Origin of the sequence: Prodigiosinella aquatilis (assembly GCA_030388725.1) — a bacterium.
Lineage (GTDB): Bacteria > Pseudomonadota > Gammaproteobacteria > Enterobacterales > Enterobacteriaceae > Prodigiosinella > Prodigiosinella aquatilis.
On sequence record CP128857.1, the window covers coordinates 1,333,653 to 1,359,025 of the forward strand.

At 49.6% G+C, this 25,373-nt stretch carries 19 protein-coding genes; 13 read left to right on the top strand and 6 right to left on the bottom strand.

The window, feature by feature from the left end:
* Positions 1-3: 3 nt before the first annotated feature.
* Positions 4-3,687: an SbcC/MukB-like Walker B domain-containing protein gene (locus tag PCO85_06310; protein WJV55031.1), complete on the bottom strand. Its 3,684-nt coding sequence runs from the start codon at positions 3,685-3,687 to the stop codon at positions 4-6.
* Positions 3,684-4,922, bottom strand: a complete 1,239-nt coding sequence (gene sbcD, locus PCO85_06315) for an exonuclease subunit SbcD (protein ID WJV55032.1) — start codon at positions 4,920-4,922, stop codon at positions 3,684-3,686. The genes PCO85_06310 and sbcD overlap by 4 nt, the downstream gene beginning before the upstream one ends.
* A gap of 212 nt (positions 4,923-5,134) precedes the next feature.
* Here sbcD and phoB point away from each other — a divergent pair, with 212 nt between their 5' ends.
* The 5 genes from phoB (at position 5,135) to proY (ending at position 11,829) form a co-directional block, all read left to right on the top strand.
* Entirely contained in the window at positions 5,135-5,824 is a 690-nt protein-coding gene (gene phoB / locus PCO85_06320; GenBank protein ID WJV55033.1) for a phosphate response regulator transcription factor PhoB, read from the top strand.
* A gap of 27 nt (positions 5,825-5,851) precedes the next feature.
* On the top strand, positions 5,852-7,174 hold the full coding sequence (gene phoR, locus PCO85_06325; GenBank protein ID WJV55034.1) for a phosphate regulon sensor histidine kinase PhoR: 1,323 nt from the start codon (positions 5,852-5,854) through the stop codon (positions 7,172-7,174).
* 293 nt (positions 7,175-7,467) lie between these two features.
* Positions 7,468-8,574, top strand: coding sequence for a cobalamin-independent methionine synthase II family protein (locus tag PCO85_06330; GenBank protein ID WJV55035.1), 1,107 nt, complete (start codon positions 7,468-7,470; stop codon positions 8,572-8,574).
* Between the two features lie 487 nt (positions 8,575-9,061).
* Positions 9,062-10,381 (top strand): branched-chain amino acid transport system II carrier protein, encoded by a 1,320-nt coding sequence (brnQ, locus tag PCO85_06335; protein WJV55036.1) that lies wholly within the window; start codon positions 9,062-9,064, stop codon positions 10,379-10,381.
* 74 nt (positions 10,382-10,455) lie between these two features.
* The gene (gene proY / locus PCO85_06340) at positions 10,456-11,829 is read left to right on the top strand and encodes a proline-specific permease ProY (GenBank protein WJV55037.1); all 1,374 of its coding nucleotides are present in this window, start codon (positions 10,456-10,458) and stop codon (positions 11,827-11,829) included.
* A 124-nt stretch (positions 11,830-11,953) separates the two neighbouring features.
* Here the strand turns inward: proY and PCO85_06345 are convergent, their stop codons facing one another.
* Both PCO85_06345 and PCO85_06350 read right to left on the bottom strand, forming a co-directional pair.
* Complete coding sequence (locus tag PCO85_06345) at positions 11,954-12,556, bottom strand: peroxiredoxin C (GenBank protein ID WJV55038.1); 603 nt, start codon at positions 12,554-12,556, stop codon at positions 11,954-11,956.
* 234 nt (positions 12,557-12,790) lie between these two features.
* Positions 12,791-13,372 carry an ACP phosphodiesterase gene (locus tag PCO85_06350; GenBank protein WJV55039.1) on the bottom strand — a complete coding sequence of 194 codons (582 nt, stop codon included), beginning with the start codon at positions 13,370-13,372 and terminating at the stop codon, positions 12,791-12,793.
* 117 nt (positions 13,373-13,489) lie between these two features.
* Between PCO85_06350 and queA the strand changes: the two genes are divergently transcribed.
* The 5 genes from queA to secF all read left to right on the top strand — a co-directional run bounded on the left by queA (position 13,490) and on the right by secF (position 19,055).
* Positions 13,490-14,557, top strand: coding sequence for a tRNA preQ1(34) S-adenosylmethionine ribosyltransferase-isomerase QueA (gene queA / locus PCO85_06355; protein ID WJV55040.1), 1,068 nt, complete (start codon positions 13,490-13,492; stop codon positions 14,555-14,557).
* A gap of 99 nt (positions 14,558-14,656) precedes the next feature.
* Entirely contained in the window at positions 14,657-15,814 is a 1,158-nt protein-coding gene (gene tgt, locus PCO85_06360; GenBank protein ID WJV55041.1) for a tRNA guanosine(34) transglycosylase Tgt, read from the top strand.
* A gap of 51 nt (positions 15,815-15,865) precedes the next feature.
* The gene (gene yajC / locus PCO85_06365) at positions 15,866-16,201 is read left to right on the top strand and encodes a preprotein translocase subunit YajC (GenBank protein WJV55042.1); all 336 of its coding nucleotides are present in this window, start codon (positions 15,866-15,868) and stop codon (positions 16,199-16,201) included.
* A gap of 27 nt (positions 16,202-16,228) precedes the next feature.
* Positions 16,229-18,076, top strand: coding sequence for a protein translocase subunit SecD (gene secD / locus PCO85_06370; protein WJV55043.1), 1,848 nt, complete (start codon positions 16,229-16,231; stop codon positions 18,074-18,076).
* Positions 18,077-18,086: 10 nt separating this feature from the next.
* On the top strand, positions 18,087-19,055 hold the full coding sequence (gene secF / locus PCO85_06375; GenBank protein ID WJV55044.1) for a protein translocase subunit SecF: 969 nt from the start codon (positions 18,087-18,089) through the stop codon (positions 19,053-19,055).
* A gap of 87 nt (positions 19,056-19,142) precedes the next feature.
* On the opposite strand, the gene PCO85_06380 is transcribed toward secF, so the two are convergent.
* Both PCO85_06380 and mgtA read right to left on the bottom strand, forming a co-directional pair.
* Positions 19,143-19,721, bottom strand: coding sequence for a DUF3251 domain-containing protein (locus tag PCO85_06380; GenBank protein WJV55045.1), 579 nt, complete (start codon positions 19,719-19,721; stop codon positions 19,143-19,145).
* 186 nt (positions 19,722-19,907) lie between these two features.
* The gene (mgtA, locus tag PCO85_06385; GenBank protein ID WJV56012.1) at positions 19,908-22,616 is read right to left on the bottom strand and encodes a magnesium-translocating P-type ATPase; all 2,709 of its coding nucleotides are present in this window, start codon (positions 22,614-22,616) and stop codon (positions 19,908-19,910) included.
* Positions 22,617-23,135: 519 nt separating this feature from the next.
* Between mgtA and nrdR the strand changes: the two genes are divergently transcribed.
* The 3 genes from nrdR to ribE all read left to right on the top strand — a co-directional run bounded on the left by nrdR (position 23,136) and on the right by ribE (position 25,357).
* Entirely contained in the window at positions 23,136-23,585 is a 450-nt protein-coding gene (gene nrdR / locus PCO85_06390; GenBank protein WJV55046.1) for a transcriptional regulator NrdR, read from the top strand.
* A 57-nt stretch (positions 23,586-23,642) separates the two neighbouring features.
* Positions 23,643-24,758, top strand: coding sequence for a bifunctional diaminohydroxyphosphoribosylaminopyrimidine deaminase/5-amino-6-(5-phosphoribosylamino)uracil reductase RibD (gene ribD / locus PCO85_06395; protein WJV55047.1), 1,116 nt, complete (start codon positions 23,643-23,645; stop codon positions 24,756-24,758).
* A 122-nt stretch (positions 24,759-24,880) separates the two neighbouring features.
* A complete protein-coding gene (gene ribE, locus PCO85_06400; GenBank protein ID WJV55048.1) occupies positions 24,881-25,357 on the top strand; it encodes a 6,7-dimethyl-8-ribityllumazine synthase in 477 nt (158 codons plus the stop codon).
* Positions 25,358-25,373: the final 16 nt, after the last annotated feature.

Here is a 25,373-nt window from a genome sequence, read left to right on the forward strand (position 1 = left end):
TTGTTATTTCACCGCATACTCACTGTCGAGTTGGCTGATGCCCAGACCATTGCGTTTTTTTACCCGAATTTGTACCTGAATTCGCTCTTTCATCGCCTCAACATGACTGATTACGCCAATCGTTTTGCCAGAGGCATTCAGGTTATCCAGTACATCCAGCGCGGAATCCAGCGTTTCGCCATCCAGCGTACCGAAGCCCTCATCCAGAAATAGTGAGTCAATGCGTGTTTTGTTACTGACCAAATCGGAGAGCGCCAGCGCCAGCGCCAGACTGACCAGAAAACTTTCCCCGCCGGACAAGGTTCGCGTATCCCGAACGGCGTCCGCCTGCCAGGTATCTACTACCTGTAACTCCAGCGTGTCAGAGGCTTTACGTTGCAGCAGATAACGGCCATGCAGGCGTGAAAGTTGGCGGTTGGCCAAATAGACCAGATGGTCCAGTGTTAATCCCTGGGCAAAACGGCGGAATTTGTCGCCTTTTTGCGAGCCGATCAGGTAGTTAAGATAACCCCAGTCGTCGCATCCTTGCTGGCTTTTGGTAATATCATCCAGCAATACCTGTTGTTTGAGTCGGTGTTGCTGGTCACTGGCCAGTTGTTGACGTAACTCTCCTTGTCGTTGAACCTCGGTTTTAAGCTCATTGCTCAATCCAGCGAGCGTTTGATTGATATCTGACGGGTTAATGTCTTCTGACAGTGAATCCGGTTTTCTGGCCAGGTGCTGTGCCAGCGCCAGTTCCGCCTGCTGATACAGTGCCTCAACCTGCTGCTGTCGCTGACTGATTTTTTCTTTCAACGCCATAAGTTGGTTACGCTCGGCTTCATCCAACAGCGCGAGTTTAAAGGTGTCTTCATTATCAAACTGGCTTTGTTGCAGCGCGGTATCAAAATGCTGTACCGCCTGCTGATAAGCCGTTTGAGTTCGTTGATATTGCTGTTCCAGACTGCCTTTTTCACCGCTAAGACGGCTGAACGCAGACTGTCCTTGCTGCCATTGTGCCTGAGACTTCTGACGGTATTGTTCATGCTTCTGACTGAGCTGACGCAATTGCCCAAGAATGTCACCGACCTGTTTGTTACCGAATAACTGCCAGCGGGTCTGTTGAGCTTGTTCCAGCGACTGCGTCGTTTCCGTCAATTGCTGTTGTTGTGTTTTGATGGCTTCGTCTATTTCACGCAAACGCCGTTCATCACCTTCAATTTCGGTATTCAGTGACGATAATAGAGGGGTTTGCTGATGTTGTTCGTGCTCGTTCTCCTGCCATCGCAGCCACTCCATCTGACGTTGACCAAGCCATGATTCTTGCTCGTCAGTATCGGGAATTGGCAGACCGAAGCGCATAAGTGACTGCGTGATAGATTGGTGCAGGCGATTTTGCTCCTGCTCGGCCTTTTCTCGTGTTTGTTGCAATTCGATATGCGTGGTTTCCAGCATGTGTTGTTGCTGGATATTCAACGCCATCTGCTGTTCCGTTTGTTGCAATAGCTGATTGGCTGCGGTCAGTAAATCCTTACTTTTTTGTACCTGGTGCTGATTTTGCTCTCGTTCTGTAATCTGGGACTGGAGTGATCGTTCCTGCTCATCGCACTGTTCCAGCCAGGTGGTAAGTGTTTCTGGCTGCTGTGGGTTGAAGTTTACAAGTAAGTGTTCACTTAGCATTTGGCATTCCTGTTGGAGTGCCTCATGTTCCTGAGAAACATTTAACAGTGCAGTTTGTTGTTGCTGACGCTGTTGCTGTAATAACTGTAGCTGCGTTTCTGTTTGTATCACCGTCGCCTTCAGTGTTTCCACTTCCTGACGTAGGGCATGCAGTCGATTCTGGGTTTCTGAAACGCGCAGTGTCTGATAGCGTTCAACTGCCGGATGATGTGTAGAACCACACAATGGACACTCTTTACCCGGTTGTAATTGACTCCGTTCGTTTTCCAGACTGGCAATCCGCTGTTCCAGTTCATAGCGTTTATCTAAATCGATCAGGTGTTGGGCCTGCTGTTGATACTCCTGACGTTGTCGTAACTGTAATGCTTCCAACTGCTCGATGCGGTGTTGAGACGCCTGTTGCTGTGCATCCAGCAATTGATACTGGTTGGATAATCGGTGCAGGACTGTGGCGTTGGTCGAGAGTTGTTGCCGTTGCGGTCGCTGAGTGGTGAGTTGGACAAGCTGCTGCTGGAGCGTTGTTACTGGCAACTGTTGTTCCTGTTGCTGGTGGCGTTGCTGATGTTGCTCGAGTAACTGCTGCGCTCGTCCGGTGGCGGTCTGCTGTGCATCACGTTTTTCGATGAGCTTCACCTGTTGACGTTGCAGATGTTCTGACTGCTCCTGCTGTTGTGCAAGTTTGTCCTGTAGTATCAGTAGTTCCTGTAATAGTTTCCGTTGCTGTGGGAACTGGGCCTGCCAAAGCGGGATATGGCTTCCCCAGTGTTGATACATCAGGTTTTGCTGTCGGTAAATGTCAATTTGCCTTAACCGTTCCTGGGTTTGGTGATACTGCTGACGTAATTGCTCTAGCTTGCCGATAGCGGCTTTCTGTTGGTTACGCTGCTGCTCTAGCGCGTGCTGATACCGGTTGCGTTGCTCCTGCTGCGTGGCGATATGGTGGTCCAGCGGTAGGACTTGTTCGTTGATCAGGGTTTCCTGTTGCTGACGGTAATCGGCATGCTCCTGTTGCGCCACTATCGCTTTTTCGGCTTGTGATTTCAGTAAAGCCACGACGGATTGCTGGTTGGTCAACTGGTCAGTCAAGTCGGTAATGTGCTGGGCCAGTAACGTTTTTTCACGTTGACATCGTTCTTGCGTATCATAAAGAGGACGTAATTTTTCCGCTGGCTCACCTGTCGCCAGTCGTTCCAGTTGTGGTCGAGCCTGTTGTTGCATCTGCTCTACCTGACTGCGCTGCTGTTGCGTGGCAGTGAGTGCCTGCTGACATTGCGCCAGTGCTTCATACCAGCGCTGATGTGCGAGGATTTCATCACGTTGTAGACTCAGTGACTGCTCTCGTTGTTGTCGTGCTGACAACTGATGTTCCAGTTCCGCACGCTGTTCATCACTCAGCAATTCGATGCTGCTGGCGCGTGCGCGGAATGTATCCAATTGAATCTGTGCTTCTTTATGCTGCTCAAATACCCGTTCTGAAATGAGGCCGTAAATCTCCGTACCTGTCAGTTCTTCCAGTAATTCTGCCCGTTCGTTGGCATCGGCGTTGAGAAAAGCGGCGAATTGCCCTTGGGATAGCAGCATGGATTTGGTGAACCGGTCGAAATCAAGGCCGGTGATATCGGCAATCATCGCCAGCTTGTCATTGATCTTTTCTGTCAGAATTTTGCCGTCGGCACACCGAGCTAACTCGACTTTTGGTGGTTGTAGATTCCCTTCCGGTGAATTACGGGCCCGACGTTGACTCCAGAAGGCCCGATAGGCAATACCCTTGACTTCAAATTCAACTTCGGCCAGCGACTCAGCGGTATGTCGCGTCATCAGTTCATTCTGAGTAGGTGTCACTTTCAGCCGCGGTGTCTGGTGATATAACGCCAGACAGATGGCGTCGAGCAGTGTGGTTTTACCAGCACCGGTCGGCCCGGTGATGGCAAACAGGCTATTACTGACGAAAGGTTCGCGAGTGAAATCAACTTTCCACTCGCCTTGTAGCGAGTTGAGGTTTTTTAAACGCAGGCTGAGTATTTTCATACCTTGTCCTCCTGCCGGTGTTCATCCTGTACGATGTCATGCATGACCTGCGTAAACAGTGTCTGAAGTCGTTGCCGGCGTGGTGTCTCCAGGTCGGGTTCCAACGCCAGGCGCCGTTCGAAGACTTCTTCCGGTTTCAGTTCGTTCAGTGTCTCTTTTTCCTGCTGTATCAGCATTTGTAAATGCTGTTCTCGTGCCCGGCGCAGCAGCAGCACTTCAACATGTAGCCCCACCGTCAGTTCTTCAATCCGTTTCTGAATGTCATTCAGGTAGTCCTGTGTGGCGACTTCAATATCCAGCCAGACTGGCGATGCTCCCTGATACTCCCTGAATCCGTTCAGGCGACGTTCAATTTCTATCAAATCGCCTTTGATCAACTGCATCGGCTGTGTTTCTGGGATGGTCAACGTATCGACAGTGTGGAGTGATCCCTGGTCAAATGTGACCAGATAAACGGATTTTTCGTGATTCAACTCATCGAAACTCAATGCGATGGGGGAGCCGCTATAACGAATGTGTTCGGTCTTTGCGATTCGTTGAGGGCGGTGAATGTGCCCGAGGGCAATATAATCGGCAGGGGGAAAGAGTTGAGCTGGAAAGGCTTCCAACGTGCCAATATAAATATCACGTACTGAATCCGATGTCGTGACACCGACAGTGGTGAGGTGACCAGTGGCAATGATGGGCAACGGCAATCCCAGCTTATCACGTCGCTGACAGGCAACCTGGTAACAGTGCTGATAATGTTCGGCAATGGCGTCCAGCAGCGCTCGCTGTTTATCTGCACCAGACTGGCCAGCCTGGCTGGTTAGCAAATCGCGCGGACGCAGGAAAGGAATGGCGCACAATAGGGCACCCGGTTCCCCCTGACGGTTATTCAGTACCAGCACTTGCCGGTCAATATCGTTATCGCTGCTGGCAATGACCTGCGTGTTCAGGCAGGCCAGCAGGGAGCGGGATTCGTTCAGCGTGGCCACTGAGTCATGGTTTCCGCCAAGTATCACCAACTGACAACCGGTGTGCTGCAAATCCACGACAAAACGGTTATACATCTCCCGTGCATAGCTGGGCGGGGTTCCGTTATCGAAAATGTCACCTGCTACTATTACTGCATCCACATCGTGTTGTTGAACTTGATGAATCAACCAGCATAGAAAGGCCTGGTGTTCAGCGGCACGGCTCTTGGTATAAAAATATTGACCAAGATGCCAGTCAGAAGTGTGAATAATTCGCATGAAACTCCCTGCTGATGGGGTATGTAATAGTTATCATCGGCGATTATAGGTGGTCAGTTTAGTGCTGTCGCAAAGAATAGTAGTAATTACGTCAGGTTAAATCAGACCAGAAGAGTGTATCCGGGGGCAGGTTTCTGTTCATAAATCTGTCACAAAAGTGACGCATAATGCATTCCGCACGCTAATAGCGATGATTAATGGCAGGATTAACGATGGCAAGACGTATTTTGGTTGTGGAAGATGAAGCGCCTATCCGTGAGATGGTGTGCTTTGTGCTGGAACAGAACGGTTATCAGCCAGTTGAGGCGGAAGATTATGATAGCGCGATAAACCAGCTGACTGAACCATACCCTGAATTGGTTCTGCTTGACTGGATGCTGCCTGGCGGTTCAGGCTTGCAATTCATCAAGCACATGAAACGTGAAACACTGACCCGGGATATTCCGGTAATGATGCTTACCGCGCGCGGAGAAGAAGAAGATCGGGTACGTGGGCTTGAAGTTGGTGCAGATGATTACATTACCAAACCATTTTCCCCCAAGGAACTGGTAGCGCGTATCAAGGCTGTGATGCGTCGGATTTCACCCATGGCGGTGGATGAATTGATTGAAATGCGCGGGTTAAGCCTTGATCCTTCTTCACATCGAGTGACGACGGATGAGTACGCGCTGGATATGGGGCCAACTGAATTTAAATTGCTGCATTTCTTTATGACGCACTCTGAACGGGTATATAGTCGTGAACAGTTGCTGAATCATGTTTGGGGCACTAACGTTTATGTTGAGGATCGTACTGTTGATGTTCATATCCGCCGTCTTCGTAAAGCGCTGGAGACCAGTGGGCATGACAAAATGGTGCAGACCGTTCGTGGAACCGGTTATCGTTTCTCGACGCGTTACTGACAGCGTTAGTTTTGGAGATTTTCTAACGTGCTAGAACGTTTATCCTGGAAAAAGCTGGCATTGGAGCTGGCTTTTTTTTGTACTCCTGCTTTGTTGCTTGGGCTGATTTTTGGTTATCTGCCCTGGTTTCTTCTGGTCTTTGTTCTGGCGGCTTTATTCTGGAATTTTTACAATCAGCTTAAACTCTCTCATTGGCTGTGGATTGACCGCAGCATGACGCCACCTCCCGGTCGATGGAGTTGGGAACCGCTGTTTTATGGTCTTTATCAGATGCAGTTGCGCAACCGTCGACGTCGGCGCGAACTGGCTCTGTTGATCAAACGTTTTCGCAGCGGCGCTGAGTCACTACCTGACGCGGTAGTGATCACCACAGAAGAAGGCACCATGATCTGGTGTAATCGGTTGGCCCAGCATCTACTGGGATTTCGTTGGCCAGAGGATAATGGTCAAAATATTCTCAATTTACTGCGTTATCCTGAATTTACCGAATATATGCAGTTACGGGACTTCAGTGGGCCGCTGATGTTGCTGTTGAATAATTCGTACCATGTCGAGTTCCGCGTGATGCCCTATTCAGAGGGACAACTGCTGATAGTGGCTCGCGACGTGACGCAGATGCGTCAGCTTGAAGGTGCCCGCCGTAATTTCTTTGCTAATGTCAGTCACGAGCTGCGTACACCATTGACAGTGTTGCAAGGCTATCTGGAAATGATGAGTGATGAATCGCTGGATGCCACTTTACAGGCAAAAGCGCTCAATACCATGCAGGAGCAGACGCGGCGGATGGATGGTCTGGTTAAACAACTGTTGACGCTATCCCGCATCGAGGCGGCAACCGCTATCGATCTGAGCGAGGAAGTGGACATTCCGCTGATGCTGCGGGTGTTACAGCGTGAAGCGGAGACGCTGAGTCAAGGGCGCCATGAGATCATTTTTCGTGTTAATGAACAATTAAAAGTGTTCGGTAATGAAGATCAGCTGCGCAGCGCGGTTTCCAATTTAGTGTATAACGCGGTGAATCATACGCCGAAGGGAACCCGTATTGAGGTGTGTTGGCAACAGACGCCATCGGGCGCACAGTTTCAGGTGAGCGATAACGGGCCGGGTATTGCCCCCAAACATCTACCTCGCCTGACCGAGCGGTTTTATCGTGTAGATAAAGCCCGTTCCCGCCAGACCGGGGGTAGCGGACTGGGACTGGCTATCGTGAAACACGCCCTTGGCCATCATGACTCCAGGCTGGAAGTTATTAGCGAAGAAGGTATTGGTTCTCGCTTTATGTTTACCCTGCCAAACCGGTTGATAGTGTCTTTCGCCCTGAACCAAAATACGGCTAAACCGTTAGCCTGACTTAAATACCTGATGAAATCCGCTATCCACGCCGCCGCAGCTACGTTGTTGCTGCTCGGTGTTGTTTGCGGTACCCAACCTCGCTATACATTCATGAATACTTGTCACGGAAAGATGAATTTATTTCATGCAATGTGAAAATTACTCCCTTGTCATTGATTAATACTCATGCCAATATGCTATCACTTTTAGCCGTCTAGATGTCTATTAAATGCGGCGGCGTAATTATTTTATAATGAAACTATAACTCTGTGGCAGTAATCGCGCTGTCAACAGGCTGTCAGGAGCAAAACATGACACAAACACTTCCTCCGTTTCGTGCCGACGTTGTCGGTAGTTTGTTGCGTCCCGCAGCAATTAAACAGGCTCGTGAGCAGTTTCAGGCAGGTGAGATTGACGCCGCTCAATTGCGGACCATAGAAGATCAGGAAATTCTGCGTGCGGTTGAGTTGCAGCGGAACACCGGATTGCAGGTGGTGACTGATGGTGAATTTCGTCGTGCCTGGTGGCATTTTGATTTTTTTGAAGGGTTGAACGGTGTTGAGCGTTATGAAGCCGAGCAAGGCATTCAGTTCAACGGTATTCAGACCAAGTCCCGTGGCATAAAAGTAACCGGTAAAGTGAGTTTCAACCCACAACATCCCATGCTGGCAGACTTCCGTTATCTGAACGCTATTGCGGGCGATGCGGTGGCGAAGATGACCATACCCAGTCCAAGCGTGATGCATTTTCGTGGCGGTCGTAAGGCTATTGATAGCACCATTTACCCCGATCTGGGCACCTACTTTGACGATTTGGCACAGACTTGGCGTGATGCCATTAAAGCGTTTTATGATGCAGGTTGCCGTTATTTGCAACTGGATGACACGGTATGGGCTTATCTGTGTTCTGACGATCAGAAGCGCCAAATCCGTGAACGTGGTGAAGATCCACAACAACTGTGCCGTATTTATGCGGATGTGCTGAATAAAGCGTTGATTGGCAAACCAGACGATCTGATTATCGGACTGCATGTTTGCCGGGGGAATTTCCGTTCGACCTGGATTTCCGAAGGGGGCTATGAACCGGTGGCCAAAACCCTGTTTGGTGAAGTGAATGTCGATGCTTTCTTTCTGGAGTATGACTCGGAGCGTGCAGGGGGATTTGAGCCGTTGCGCTATATCAAGCCGGGACACCAACAAGTTGTACTGGGGCTTATCACGACTAAAAATGGCGAATTGGAAAATGTACAGGATGTAGAAAGTCGTATTGCTGAAGCGGCAAAATATGTCGACATAAAACAGCTTTGTCTGAGTCCGCAGTGTGGCTTCGCGTCAACGGAAGAGGGCAACAGCCTGAGCGAAGACGCTCAGTGGAACAAGCTGAAACTCGTGGTCGATATCGCCCAGCGTGTGTGGTGATTCAGTACCCGTTTATGTTTGTTATAACGCTGGCATATTTCGCCGGCGTTTTTTATTTCTATAAGTTTTTATTATGGTTTTATTTTGTACAATTTAAGTATTTAATGGGATTTTATTGCACTAAATATTCTTATGATGCACAAATCATGTATTGGTCGATTGTCCTAAATTAACTCAATATGCCATCTTGATAATTAAATTTAGTTTAATATTCTGCTTTTTAGATCAAGTATTGTATTTTTTCGCTATAAACGCTTTACTTAGCCCCCATTGTGGCTATATCCAATAAATTGCAAGATGCAGGAAGATGGCAGCCAGATAACTGAGCGCAGCCAATGCATCTGCAACCTGAAAGATGACGGATATATACGCCAATCAATTATTTCAATAATTCTGCACATTGCCCGAATGAAAATCTGGTGTCGCTGATTTTTCTACCCGGTTTTTTTCTTTTTTAGCGAGTTTATACAGGCAACACGACATAACTATGAGTCATCGTTTAACGTCCAAAGATATCATGGCATTGGGTTTTATGACCTTTGCCCTGTTTGTCGGCGCGGGGAATATCATTTTCCCCCCGATGGTGGGTTTACAAGCGGGAGAACATGTCTGGATCGCCGCACTCGGTTTTTTGATCACTGCCGTTGGGCTACCGGTCCTAACCATTATTGCCTTGGCACGGGTTGGCGGTGGTATCGATACCTTGAGCAGTCCGATTGGCAAGAAAGCAGGCGTTGTGCTGGCGACGGTATGCTACCTGGCCGTCGGGCCATTGTTTGCAACCCCTCGTACCGCAACAGTATCGTTTGAAGTAGGTATTGCACCGTTGGTGGGTGAGGGCACCACACCGCTATTGATATATAGCCTGATTTATTTTGCGATTGTCATCGGGATTTCCCTGTATCCGGGGCGTTTGCTGGATACTGTCGGCCATATTCTGGCACCGGTAAAAATTATCGCTCTGACGATATTGGGTGCGGCGGCGCTATTATGGCCTGTCGGTGCTCCCATTCCGGCTACTGATATCTATCAGCATGTACCTTTTTCCAGCGGGTTTATTAACGGTTATCTCACTATGGATACGCTGGGGGCGATGGTATTCGGTATTGTGATAGTTAACGCCGCCCGTTCCCGAGGGGTCGTCGATGCTGCCCTGCTTACCCGGTACACCATGCTGGCGGGGTTGATTGCGGGTGTTGGTTTAACACTGGTTTATTTGAGTCTGTTCCAGTTGGGATCGAACAGCGGTGTTTTGGTGCCGGAAGCGCAGAATGGGGCTGAAATTCTGCATGCTTATGTTCAGCACACCTTTGGTAATATGGGCAGTAGCTTTCTGGCATTGCTGATTTTTACCGCCTGCATGGTGACCGCGGTAGGGCTGACTTGCGCTTGTGCGGAGTTTTTCTCCCAGTATCTGCCTTTTTCCTACCGTACACTGGTTTTCACCCTGGGGCTGTTTTCAATGGTGGTGTCTAATCTGGGATTGAGCCACTTGATTCAAATGTCCATTCCGGTGCTGACGGCGATTTATCCACCCTGTATTGTGCTGGTTTTACTGAGTTTTACGCTTCGCTGGTGGAATAACAGTGCGCACATTATCGCGCCGGTGATGTTGGTTAGCCTGTTATTTGGCATGGTTGATGGTATAAAATCGTCCGCCTTCCAGCCGTTGCTGCCACCGTGGATATTGCATTTGCCGTTGAGTGAACAAGGGTTGGCCTGGCTGCCGCCATCCATGGCGGTGTTGCTGGTGGCGATTATTTACGACCGGGTGTCTGGTCATCAAGAAGTCAGGGTGCATCTTTAAGTCGTGATTGTTTGAATTTTGTACCACAGGCAGCGCCTGTGGTTTTTTCGTTTGTAAAACAGGGTTGCTTATTTATGGAACAACAATCCAAGCTCAAGCGTGGGTTAAGTGCGCGGCACATCCGTTTTATCGCTTTAGGTTCGGCGATTGGTACCGGCTTGTTCTATGGCTCAGCCAGCGCTATTCAGATGGCGGGACCCAGCGTGTTGCTGGCTTATCTGATAGGGGGCGTGGTGGCCTACATTATCATGCGCGCCTTGGGGGAGATGTCGGTCAATAACCCCCAGGCCGGTTCTTTTTCACGTTACGCCCTGGATTACCTTGGGCCGTTGGCGGGGTATATCACCGGTTGGACCTATTGTTTTGAGATGCTGATCGTTGCGATTGCCGATGTTACCGCTTTTGGCATCTACATGAGCGTCTGGTTTCCCGATGTCCCGCACTGGGTATGGGTGCTGAGCGTGGTGATGATCATCGGCGCGATTAACCTGATGAACGTCAAGGTGTTTGGTGAATTGGAGTTCTGGTTGTCCTTTTTCAAAGTGGCAACCATTATTGTCATGATTATCGCTGGTGTCGGTATTATCGTCTGGGGAATCGGCAATGGTGGTGAATCGACCGGTATTCATAACCTGTGGTCCAACGGTGGTTTTTTCAGCCATGGGGTTATGGGAATGATTATTTCACTACAAATGGTGATGTTTGCCTATGGCGGTGTGGAAATTATCGGTATTACCGCTGGGGAAGCGCAAGACCCTCGTAAATCGATTCCCCGGGCCATCAACTCAGTGCCGTGGCGTATTCTGGTATTTTATGTCGGTACACTATTCGTGATTATGTCCATCTATCCATGGAATCAGGTAGGGACTAACGGTAGCCCGTTTGTGCTGACGTTCCAGCATATGGGCATTACCGCCGCAGCGGGTATTCTGAATTTTGTGGTAATTACTGCCTCGCTTTCCGCGATTAACAGCGATGTTTTTGGTGTCGGACGTATGTTGCACGGCATGGCGGAACAAGGGCAAGCACCCAGGATCTTTACCCGACTTTCACGACATGGCATTCCCTGGGTGACAGTAGTGGTGATGACCATGGCGTTGTTGGTGGCGGTGTACCTGAATTACATCATGCCGGAAAAAGTCTTTCTGGTGATCGCCTCTCTGGCAACATTTGCGACAGTATGGGTGTGGATTATGATCCTGTGTTCTCAAATCGCCTTTCGTCGCAAACTCAGCCGTGAAGAAGCAAAAGCGCTGGCCTTCCCGTTACGTGGTGGCGCTGTCACCTCAGTTGTCGGGGTGGTTTTCCTGATTTTTATTATTGGTTTGATTGGTTATTTCCCTGATACCCGAATTTCTCTGTATGTCGGGGTGCTGTGGATAGTTATGTTGTTGCTAAGCTATGCCATTTATCAACGTCGCAAAAAACTTGAAACAGCTACCTGTTGATAACGGCATTGCTGTTGCCAGGTATTTTCCGTTAGATAAATCTTAAAGATAAGAAAAAAGCCAATTGCGTTAGCAATTGGCTTTTTAACACTGATGAAAACGAATAACCGGGAGAAGTGGTTTCTTACAGCTTGGCCGCGTTTTCAGACAGATATTTAGCTACGCCATCAGGGGAGGCACCCATACCGGCTTTACCTTTTTCCCATTGAGCCGGGCATACTTCGCCATGCTCTTCGTGGAACTGCAATGCGTCAACCATGCGCAGCATTTCGTCGATGTTACGGCCTAGCGGCAGATCGTTAACAACCTGATGGCGGACAATACCATTTTTGTCAACCAGGAAAGAACCGCGCAGTGCCACGCCAGCATCTGGATGTTCAATACCATATGCCTTCTGAATTTCACGTTTAGAATCTGCGACCATTGCATATTTCACTTCGCCGATACCGCCTTTATCGATCGGCGTTTTGCGCCAGGCGTTATGTACGAATTCAGAATCGAAAGAAACACCAACAACTTCAACACCACGTTTCTGGAACTCTTCATAGCGGTGATCGAATGCGATCAGCTCGGAAGGGCAAACGAAAGTGAAATCCATCGGCCAGAAGAAGATCACAGCAGGTTTACCACTGATATGCTTTTTCAGGTTGAAATTTTCAACAATTTCTCCGCTTCCTAAAACAGCTGCAGCAGTGAAGTCGGGGGCTGGACGAGTTACCAGGACCATAATTACTCCTGTAAATAATTGTGAATGATGGATTGATGTAGAAAACGTTAGTAAGTATAGGGACTCCATACTAGTGAATAAAGGTAAAGTGACCAATCAATGAGATAGCTTTTGTCTATCGAATCAATTGGTATTTACCCCTGATACTTAAATTAATCCCTTTGTCTAAAAGGGCAAGCAGTATCGTAAAAGGGCAAGCAGTATCGACAAAACTATAGCAGACCAGCTTAAGATCTAAAGCTGACCCGTTTTCGCCAACTGCATCATACGAGGATAGAATTGCCAGAATAATGTTTCAAATTGGTGGTAGTGACGTTCAATATCGCTAAAAGATCCGGAAAGTGCGGCTAGGCGCGGGCGACGCACTGACATCCGATGCAGTACATCGGCAATGAAGGGGAGCTCGGCATAGCGCTCCAGCCAACGTTCCGGCCATAAATAACGGTTTAGGTTCTGGAAGCGATCTGGCGTTTGGGACAAATGGGGAACTATTTGCAATTGCGCCGTAGTAATAAAGTTATCCAGCAACGTTGTAGGTTCCAGAGTCGACCAATGCCGTGACAGAAAATGATCCCACAGAACATCGAGTGTGATCGGGGCGACTCGGCGATAGTCCGCACTAAAACAGCGACAGGCTTCCCGTACTTCAGGCAGACTGTCGGTAAGGACATCGACGCGACGATGCAATCGGATGCCTGCCACAATGTCAGACGGATAATGGTCCTGGGGATTACCCCGTACAAAATCAGCCATCAGATTCCCGATCAGAGAACTGTTGGACAGTGTGGCCAGATGGAGGTGCGCGAGAAAATTCATCTGCCCAGTATAGTGCAATTTATCTGTATTCCTTGCTTATTTCTTGCAGCCATCCTCTCTCGGCTCTAGACTAGGCCGCCTCTTTTTTTACTATGTCGAAAAGCTAAGTGAATTGTCATGCGTGTTACCGATTTTTCGTTTGAACTTCCTGAATCTCTTATTGCCCATTATCCACAGCCACAACGCAGTGGTTGTCGTTTACTGTCACTGGATGGGCCGACAGGAAAGATAACGCATGGCGTGTTTACCGATCTATTGGACAAACTGGATGCTGGCGATCTGCTGGTTTTCAACAATACCCGAGTGATTCCGGCTCGCCTGTTTGGTCGTAAAGCCAGCGGTGGCAAACTGGAAGTGCTGGTGGAGCGAGTGCTGGATGAACACCGTGTACTGGCACATGTTCGTGCGTCTAAGTCGCCGAAACCCGATGCGGTGCTGATTCTTGGTGAAGATGAGGGCGTACGGGCAACGATGCTGGCCCGTCACGATGCCTTGTTTGAGATTCGCTTTGATGACGCGCGCGATGTGCTGACCATCCTCAATGATATTGGCCATATTCCATTGCCGCCTTATATTGACCGCCCTGATGAAGAAAGCGATCGGGAGCTGTACCAGACGGTTTACAGCCTGCGACCAGGTGCGGTGGCTGCACCTACCGCTGGATTGCATTTCGATGAACCGATGCTGGCTGCTCTGCGTGCCAAGGGTGTGAAGATGGCGTTTGTCACTTTGCATGTCGGAGCGGGTACTTTCCAACCTGTACGGGTCGAAACCATCGAAGAGCACATCATGCACGCGGAGTACGCTGAAGTCCCACAGAATGTGGTGGATGAGGTATTGGCCTGTAAGTCGCGAGGCAATCGGGTTGTTGCTGTTGGCACCACGTCAGTCCGTTCGCTGGAAAGTGCGGCGCAGGCCAGCCAGGATGGATTAATTTCCCCTTTTTTTGGTGATACCCGCATTTTTATCTATCCCGGTTACCACTATCGGGTGATCGATGCGCTGGTGACTAACTTTCACCTGCCTGAATCCACGTTGATCATGCTGGTTTCAGCCTTCGCCGGGTATCACCATACCATGAGCGCCTATCAGCAGGCAGTGGCAGAGCAATACCGTTTTTTCAGTTATGGAGATGCGATGTTTATCACGCGCAATGCTGAGGCTGAGCAGGAAAAAATCGGGTAACTCCCTTTATGACGTACTACAGACCAGGTTCTGTGGGTATGACTGTTTTATAAGCAATCAACAATGACATCAGACTGTTTCTCTGATGCTGGAGGTTAAGTGAAGTATGAATTATTAAATACCGATGGTTGCGCTCGCCGTGGTCGCATGGTATTTGAACGCGGTGTAGTGGAAACACCGGCATTTATGCCGGTAGGTACTTACGGTACGGTTAAAGGAATGACACCGGAAGAAGTCAAGGAAACCGGTGCGCAGATCCTGTTAGGTAATACTTTTCATCTGTGGCTGCGTCCTGGGCAGGAAATCATGAAGCTGCATGGTGATCTGCACGATTTTATGCAGTGGCACGGGCCTATTCTTACTGATTCCGGCGGTTTCCAGGTGTTCAGCCTGGGAGATATCCGTAAAATTACGGAAGAGGGTGTCCATTTCCGTAACCCGATTAATGGTGATGCCATTTTTCTGAGCCCGGAAAAATCCATGGAAATCCAGCATGATCTGGGCTCCGACATTGTGATGATTTTCGACGAATGTACGCCGTATCCTGCTGACTGGGATTATGCCAAGCGCTCAATGGAAATGTCGCTGCGCTGGGCGCAACGCAGTCGTCAGCGTTTTGACGAACTGGGTAACAAGAATGCGCTGTTTGGAATTATTCAAGGTAGTGTTTACGAAGATTTACGAGATGTCTCGGTAAAAGAACTGGTAGACATTGGCTTTGATGGGTACGCTGTGGGCGGCTTGGCTGTTGGCGAACCTAAAGCGGACATGCACCGTATTCTGGAACATGTCTGTCCGCAAATTCCGGCAGATAAACCCCGTTATCTTATGGGGGTCGGAAAACCGGAAGATTTGGTTGAAGGGGTGCGACGTGGCATTGATATGTTTGACTGCGTAATGCCAACGCGCAATGCCCGTAATGGTCATTTGTTTGTCACCGATGGGATAGTAAAAATCCGTAATGCCAGGTATAAGGACGACACTGGACCATTGGATGAACACTGTGATTGCTACACGTGTCGCAATTATAGCCGTGCCTACTTGCATCACCTTGATCGTTGTAACGAAATACTTGGTGCACGACTCAATACTATCCATAATTTGCGCTATTATCAGCGGCTAATGGCAGGTTTACGTCAGGCCATTGAAAAGGGTAGATTAGAGGACTTTGTGGCCGCGTTTTATCAGCGTATGGGTAAGCCGGTTCCGCCATTGGCTGAACAGGATGTTGTAGATGATAAGGGTGGTCACCTTTAAATATCGTTTTATTGATAACATTTTTGTGTTGATAACAAAGAGGAAACTTAAATGAGTCTTTTCATTTCCGATGCTGTAGCAGCAACCGCTGGTGCTCCGGCTCAGGGAAGCCCGTACTCTCTGGTTATTATGCTGGCTGTTTTCGGTCTGATCTTTTACTTCATGATCCTGCGTCCCCAGCAAAAACGTACCAAGGAACACAAAAAGCTGATGGATTCTATCAGCAAGGGTGATGAAGTATTGACCACCGGCGGCTTGGTTGGCCGTGTAACCAAAGTGTCCGATACTGGTTATGTTTCGATTGCCTTGAATGATGATAATGAAGTCATTATCAAACGTGATTTCGTGGCGGCAGTGTTGCCGAAGGGTACTATGAAAGCCCTGTAATTTTCGACTTTCCCGAAGGGAACTACCGTGTTGAACCGTTATCCTTTGTGGAAGTACATCATGCTGATCGTGATTCTTGCTGTCGGTCTGCTTTATGCACTTCCTAACCTGTATGGTGAGGATCCGGCGGTACAGATTACTGGCGCGCGAGGTGTCGCCGCCAGTGAATCTACGCTGGTCCAGGTCCAGAAAGTATTAAAAGAACAAAACATCGTCAGTAAGTCGATTGCACTGGAAAATGGTGCGATTCTGGCTCGCTTTTCTAATCCTGATATTCAGCTTCGTGCCCGGGAAGCGCTGCTCAGCGCGCTGGGCGATAAATTTGTAGTGGCGCTTAACCTGGCTCCGGCTACACCGCAGTGGTTGAGAATGCTGGGAGCCGAGCCCATGAAGCTAGGGCTCGATCTGCGTGGCGGCGTTCACTTTCTGATGGAAGTGGATATGGGTACCGCGCTAAGTAAACTGCAAGAGCAGACCATGGATTCCCTGCGCAGCGACCTTCGTGATAAAGGTATCCCTTATTCTTCAGTTAGTAAGTCAGATAATTATGGTGTCGAGATTCGTTTCCGCGACAGTCAGACCCGCGATGAAGCTGTTAACTATCTGACGCCACGTCACCGTGATCTGGTTATCAATGCTTCAGGTAACGACATACTGCATGCCGTGATGAGTGATGCCCGTTTGAGGGAAGCTCGCGAATATGCTGTACAGCAGAATATTAACATTCTGCGTAACCGCGTAAACCAGCTGGGTGTGGCTGAACCATTGGTGCAGCGTCAAGGGTCAGACCGTATTGTTGTTGAATTGCCGGGGATTCAGGATACCGCGCGAGCCAAGGAGATCCTTGGGGCTACCGCAACGCTGGAATTCCGTCTGGTAAACAGTAATGTTGACGCAGCGGCGGCGGCCAGTGGTCATATACCAGGCGACTCAGAAGTGAAGTACATGCAGGATGGCTCTCCGGTAGTGCTATACAAACGCGTGATTCTGACCGGTGACCACATTACTGACTCTACTTCGAGCACTGACGAATATAACCGTCCGCAAGTGAATATTTCATTGGACAGCACTGGTGGAAACATCATGTCCAACTTCACCAAGAACAGCATCGGTAAGCTGATGGCAACACTGTTTGTAGAGTATAAAGACAGTGGTAAGAAAGATGCCAAAGGTCGCGCCATCCTGGTGAAACATGAAGAAGTGATTAACGTTGCGACTATTCAGTCTCGTCTGGGGAATAGCTTCCGAATTACAGGTATCAGCAATCCAAATGAAGCGCGTCAGCTGTCACTGCTGCTGCGTGCTGGTGCATTGATTGCACCTATTCAGATTGTTGAAGAGCGGACCATCGGGCCGACACTAGGGATGCAGAACATCACACAGGGTCTGGAAGCCTGCCTATGGGGATTGGTGGCATCTATTCTGTTTATGGTGGTTTACTACCGTAAGTTCGGCGTTATAGCGACCACTGCGTTGATCGCTAACCTGGTGCTGATTATTGGCGTGATGTCGCTGTTGCCAGGGGCAACACTTACGATGCCAGGTATCGCGGGTATCGTGCTAACGCTGGCGGTAGCCGTTGATGCCAACGTACTGATTAACGAGCGTATCAAGGAGGAGCTGAGGAACGGCCGTACTGTTCAGCAGGCGATCCATGAAGGTTATAAAGGCGCATTCTCCAGTATTATTGATGCGAACGTGACCACGTTGATTACTGCGGTGATCCTGTATGCCGTCGGTACCGGTTCCATAAAAGGGTTTGCCATCACGACGACCATCGGGGTACTTACCTCTATGTTCACGTCAATTGTTGGTACTCGTGCCATCGTTAACCTGCTTTACGGCGGTAAACGCATAAACAAGCTGTCTATCTGAGGAGTGTGTTGTGGCACAGGAATATACTGTTGAGCAACTCAACTACGGGCGTAAGGTCATTGACTTTATGCGCTGGGATAATCTTGCCTTCCTGATTTCAGGGACACTGGTGGTTATCGCTCTCGTCCTGATAGGTGTTCGTGGTTTTAACTGGGGGTTAGATTTTACCGGTGGTACGGTAATTGAAATTCACCTTGAGAAACCAGCCAATCTGGATGTGATGCGTAATGCGCTTAAACAAGCGGGTTTTGCTGATCCGCTGGTTCAGAATTTCGGCAGCAGCCGTGATCTTATGGTGCGCATGGCACCGTCAGTGGGCAATTCTGGACAGGAGTTGGGTAATCAGGTATTGAGCGTGATTAACCAGAAAATCGGGCAGAATGCAGTAGTAAAACGGATTGAGTTCGTCGGCCCCAGCGTGGGTAGTGATTTGGCGCAAGCCGGTGCTATGGCATTGCTGTCTGCACTGATTTGTATCCTGATTTATGTGGGCTTCCGATTCGAATGGCGTTTGGCCCTTGGGGCAGTTATTGCCTTGGCTCATGACGTCATTATTACGTTAGGGGTGTTATCACTGTTCAAGATAGAGGTTGACCTGACTATTGTGGCATCGCTGATGTCCGTTATCGGTTACTCACTGAATGACAGTATCGTGGTTTCTGACCGTATCCGTGAAAATTTCCGTAAAATTCGCCGTGGTACATCGTATGAAATCATGAATGTCTCTCTGACGCAGACCTTGAGCCGTACGATTATGACATCCGCCACTACGCTGGTAGTGGTACTGATGCTGTATATCTTTGGTGGTGCGATGCTGAATGGTTTTGCACTTTCCATGTTGATCGGGGTATCAGTTGGTACGGTTTCTTCTATCTACGTAGCTTCTGCGCTGGCGCTGAAACTCGGTATGAAGCGTGAACATATGCTTCAGCAGAAAGTAGAGAAAGAAGGGGCTGACCAACCGTCACTGCTGCCGTAATCTGTTGGTTTTTCGGATTTTTAATAAAGATTGACCTTCAGTTGAACTAAAAAACCCGCCAATTGGCGGGTTTTTTAGTTCTGGATATTAATTCCGTCCTGACGTCCCGGCGGACTCATTAACACCATGAGTTGATGGTTCGGCAATAATATGGTGTATACGTACAAACCCGAGTTGTTCTGGGGAGAAGCCAGATAACCTGACTTCTACGGTGACTTCTGGTTTTGGTATCAAGGGTTGTGGAACTGTCAGTGACAGGGTTTGCATATCAATATCCAACGGTTTTCCGCTGACTGGATCGAGCGGGCCCCAGTTGATCTGGACACTAAAAGCGGGCAAAACTGTGTCATTAAGCGTGCGGAACACCAGCAATGCACGAGTGCCATTGGCCTCGGGCTCGATCTGGCTGAGTGACAGACTCAGTCTGCCGATGCTGCTATCAATGAGTGCGCTGTCCTTCGCCGCAGGCAACAGATATGCCCCGGAGGTTGAGTTGGCATTCAGCGAATTTTGCTGTTCCAGTGCTGCGGCGCGATCGGACAGATCTCGCAGTTTCTGATTGAGCTGACCGAGTTCATTTTGTACATGGGTTGTTTGAGGCTGGGCGCAGCCTGCCAGCAATGCCATAGCCGACAGCATGAAGATGAGGCGATAGCGGATGGTCATGTCGTGTTTCTCCCTTGGACTGTGTACATGAGCTATTTAATGATCATCAGTGTAGAGGTGATTTAATCTCCTCTATAGTGACTGACAACTTTCAGGGAAAGATAGGTGGAGAATGCTGAATTGTAGTGAAAAATAAAGATACAGCGGGACGCTGCCCGCTGTATTGGAGGAATAGAAGCAGAGGTATCACTGCCAGCCATAGCGACGGGCAAAGAAGCCTTTCATTGCCTGCGTCAACAACATATAGCTACCCAGAATCGCGATCAGCCACGGGAAGTAGCTGAGGGGCAGCGCCTGCAATTGCAAGAAGCCAGCCAATGGCGAGAAGGTAAGTCCAATACCCGTTCCTATGATCAACAGTGTCATCATTGCCAGTGGCCATGCCGGGCGACTTTGGATAAAGGGAATCCGGCGGGTACGAATCATATGCACAATCAGCGTCTGCGACAATAGGCCTTCAATAAACCAGCCAGACTGGAACAGCGTCTGTAGTTCCGGTGTATTGGCATGAAAAACCCACCACATAAGCGCAAATGTCAGTACATCAAAAATCGAACTGATGGGACCGAAGAACACCATGAAACGCCCCAGATCTCTGGCGTTCCAGCGTTGTGGCTGTCGGAGTTGCTCTTCATCCACATTGTCAAACGGGATGGCAATCTGCGAAATATCGTACATCAGATTCTGAATCAGCAAATGCAACGGCAACATTGGCAGGAACGGTAAAAAAGCACTGGCAATTAACACACTGAAAACATTGCCAAAATTAGAACTGGCAGTCATTTTGATATATTTCAGCATGTTGGCAAACGTGCGACGTCCTTCAATCACGCCTTGTTCCAGCACCATAAGGCTTTTTTCCAGCAGGATGATGTCTGCGGCTTCACGGGCGATATCCACTGCTGAATCAACGGAGATACCGATGTCTGCGGCACGTAGAGCTGGAGCATCATTGATACCGTCACCCATGAAGCCCACCACATGTCCTTCAGACCGTAGCAGCCTCACAATCCGTTCTTTGTGTAGCGGCGTTAAACGAGCAAACAGTGTAGTGGTGAGTGCTTTTGTGGCCAATTGTTTGTCGGTGAGCGCATCAATATCGCTGCCGATGAGACTGCTTTCGAGTTCAATACCAACTTCCCGACAGATTTTGGCTGCTACCAGTTCGCTGTCGCCGGTAAGGATCTTGACCGTTACACCGTTATCTTTCAGCGCTTTTAGTGCCGGCGCGGTGCTTTCTTTCGGCGGATCAAGAAAGGCGATGTAGCCTTCCAGAATTAAATCGGATTCATCTACACGGCTATAATCCTGGCGGTCAGCTGCCATCATTTTGCTGGCGACAGCCACCACACGCAGCCCCTGGCGGTTGAGATCATCAGTCAACTGGCGGATTTGTGTCAGCAATTGATCATCTAATGTCAGCAACTGTTCGCCCCGCCGTACCTGTGAGCAGGCGCTGAGCATCTCTTCTAGTGCCCCTTTGCAGATCAGCAAATGTCCACTGTGGTTCTCACTCACCACTACCGACATACGACGACGTTCAAAGTCGAACGGTATTTCATCCACTTTCCGCCAGCGAGACAGGGTAGAATGCTGTTGATCGGGTGGCATAACGTCTAGTACCGCCTGGTCCAGCAGATTTCGTAATCCGGTCTGGTAGGCGCTGTTGAGCCAGGCACGATGCAGTACCTGCTGACTGGCGCGGCCAAACGCATCGGTATGGCACTCCAGTACAATTTTGTCCTGTGTCAGCGTGCCGGTTTTATCCGTGCATAAAATATCCATGGCGCCAAAGTTCTGGATTGCATCCAGGCGTTTGACGATCACCTTTTGATGCGACAGTTTCACTGCGCCTTTGGCTAGCGTCGAGGTGACGATCATCGGCAGCATTTCTGGTGTCAGGCCTACGGCAACAGAGAGTGAAAACAAGGCTGCTTCCCACCAGTCACCTTTGGTATAGCCGTTGATCACCAACACTACCGGCGTCATCACCAGCATGAAACGGATCAATAGCCAACTGACCCGGCTGATACCCCGCTGGAAGGCATTTTCTTCTCCGGGTTGATGAACTATGCGGCTAGCTAGCTGGCCAAACCAGGTATTGGCCCCAGAGCCGATCACGATAGCCAACGCGGTACCACTCACCACATTGGTGCCCATAAAACAGAGCGTATCGCATTCCAGTGCAGCTACACTGTTCCGTTGCCGGGACTGAGCCACTTTCTCGACTGGGATGGATTCACCCGTCAGCGAAGCCTGACTGATAAACAGATCGCGTGCTTGCAGTACCCGCAAGTCCGCCGGGATCATATCCCCGGCCGCGAGTTTGACGATATCACCGGGGACCAACTGAACCAGTGGAATATCCTGATAGTCGCTATAGCCGGTCTGCGCATCGCTGCGTAGTACCGTCACTTTGTTGCTGACCATCGCTTTCAGGGCGTCAGCCGCTTTACCTGAACGTGCCTCTTGAATGAAGTGCAACAGGGTGGAGATTAACACCATCAGGGCAATCACCAACGCGGCGGTAATATCTTCCGTGGCGTAGGAAACCATCCCTAGCAGTGTTAGCAGCAGGTTAAACGGGTTGCGGTAGCAGTGCCACAGATGGATCCACCAGGGCGCGGGTTGCTCTCCGGGGATACGGTTTTCGCCGTGTGTTTCTCTTGCCTGCACCACTTCGACAGGCAGTAGCCCTTCTGGATGACTGGCAAATTCCTGATATAGCGCGACTTCACCTAGTCTGGAAAGACGTAGACAGCGTTCGGCCATGGTATCTGCCATCGCGTGAGTGGCAGTCAGGTGCCCATCTGGCAGCGGATCGCGCTGGAACAGGCGGCGTGGTAAATGGCGGCTGAGCTGTGCCAACAGCTGCCGTGTGAGACGAATAAACAACATAAAAATCTCCCTGCCGCGGTATCGGAGATACCACGACTAAAAACAACACGTGGCGGCGATACACCAGCGTGCAGTTCATTGTTTTCAGCAGGGACGAACGAAGACGTCACTGCCTTGCCTGTTTACCGGCAAGGCAGCAAAAAAGCTGGCTTACCGGTGGATGACTCTGTTTTTCGGGTGAGGATTAGGGTCTGGTCCCATTAGGGGTTCTCCGGTTATTGAACATGCGCAGACGATAGGGTAGGTCTGCGATATTACAGGTGGGTCTAATCGCTATCGGCAGCTTTCACTAAACTGGCGCATAGGACGACCACATCGCGGGGCTACTTTAGCTGATCTAGCCTCAATAAAGCTTAAACCGTTACTCTTTCGTATAATTAACATGAATTTTTTACAGTTTGTCGCGAGTTCGGTCAAATGCGGGTGTTTCACACGCGGATTGGTGTCGGGATTTTGGTCACGCGGGGAATTCAGGGTAAACTATATCCATGTTGATGGTTATGGTCGGGAAATCTTATGCATTGCCCATTTTGTTCTGCTGTTGATACCAAAGTTATTGATTCCCGTTTGGTTGGGGAAGGTTCTCAGGTCCGCCGCCGCCGACAGTGCCTGGTATGTAATGAACGTTTTACGACTTTTGAGGTGGCCGAACTGGTGATGCCCCGGGTAATCAAGAGTAATGATGTCCGTGAACCTTTCAACGAAGATAAACTGCGTAGTGGAATGCTAAAGGCGTTGGAAAAACGGCCCGTCAGTTCCGATGACGTTGAAATGGCCATTAGTCATATCAAATCCCAACTCCGGGCTACTGGTGAACGGGAAGTTACTGCCAAGATGGTGGGAAATCTGGTGATGGATGCATTGAAAAAGTTAGATAAAGTCGCATACATCCGTTTTGCCTCGGTATATCGTAGTTTTGAAGATATCCGCGAATTTGGTGAAGAAATTGCCCGTTTGCAAGATTAACCCGCTTCTTTCAGAAGAATAAAACTGTTTTTTCTTCACGCAAAAAGGACTCGCAGGATGGCTATACAGTCTGATGAATTTTATATGGCTCATGCATTGGCGCTGGCGCGGCGTGGTCGCTTTACGACAATGCCGAATCCGAATGTGGGATGCGTCATTGTGCGTGATGGACAAATTGTCGGCGAAGGTTATCACCATAAAGCCGGTGAACCTCATGCAGAGATCCATGCTTTGCGAATGTCGGGAAAGCAGGCCAACGGTGCAACGGTGTATGTAACGTTGGAACCGTGCAGCCATCATGGCCGTACTCCGCCTTGCGCTGATGCATTAATTGAGGCGGGAGTAGCAAGAGTTGTCGCGGCAATGCAGGATCCCAACCCCGAGGTGGCAGGGCGCGGTTTGTATCGTTTGCAGCAGGCCGGTATCGATGTTACCCACGGTGTCATGATGGCAGAAGCCGAAAAGCTTAATCGGGGGTTTCTCAAGCGGATGCGTACCGGATTCCCCTATGTACAGTTAAAAATGGCGGCTTCGCTGGATGGACGTACGGCAATGGCTTCCGGTGAAAGCCAGTGGATTACATCACCGCAGGCACGGCAGGATGTGCAGCGGTTTCGGGCACAGAGTGCCGCTATTCTGAGCAGTAGTGCTACTGTGCTGGCTGATGACCCTTCACTTACCGTCCGTTGGTCGGAATTGGATGAGGATACGCAACGTGTCTATCCGCAAGACCAACTGCGTCAGCCCGTGAGGATTATTGTCGATAGCCAACTGCGGGTGAAACCGCAGCATCGTATTATCCATCAGCCGGGTATGACCTGGCTGGCGCGTCCCCAGCGGGATCAACAACCGTGGCCAGATACGGTTGAACAGCTTTTGGTTCCGCAACAAGGTGATGGCAGCGACTTGGTGGCATTAATGATGCTGCTGGGAAAACGTCAGATTAACTCGGTGTGGGTGGAGGCCGGTGCTCGCTTTGCCGGGGCGTTACTACAAGCAAATGTGGTGGATGAGTTGATTATCTACATGGCACCCAAACTGCTTGGGGATTTGGCTCGTCCGCTGTGTGTGTTGCCGGGACTGGAGACGTTGGCGCGGGCACCTGAATTCTCAATGACAGATGTCCGATTGGTTGGGCCGGACCTGCGGATTATCCTGAAGCCACAGTACTGACCACCCAGAGTAATAACCGGTGTCAGGCGGCTCTCCTGCTCCGACAAAAGCGGATACGCCGACCAAAAGAATATGATAGAATCCGCCCCCCTGCGGGGTAATAAAACAGTCAAAGGAAAGCTATGAACGTTATTGAAGGTGTTGTTGCTACTCCTAATGCCCGTGTGGCGATTGCTATTGCCCGCTTTAACCATTTTATCAATGATAGCCTGCTGGAAGGTGCCATCGATGCACTGAAACGTATTGGCCAGGTTAAAGATGAGAACATTACCGTCGTTTGGGTCCCAGGTGCTTATGAATTACCGCTGGCAGTCCGTGCGCTGACCAAAAGCACTGAAAATGGTGGGTACGATGCCGTAGTTGCTCTGGGAACGGTTATCCGTGGTGGTACTGCGCATTTTGAATTGGTCGCCGGCGAGTGTAGTTCTGGTTTGTCTCATGTCGCCATGAGTAGTGATATTCCGGTCGCTTTCGGGGTATTGACGACAGAAAGTATTGAGCAGGCCATTGAGCGTGCAGGCACCAAAGCGGGTAATAAAGGGGCGGAAGCAGCCCTGACCGCACTTGAAATGATTAATGTATTAAACGCTATCAAGTAAGCCTGATTTATTAAGT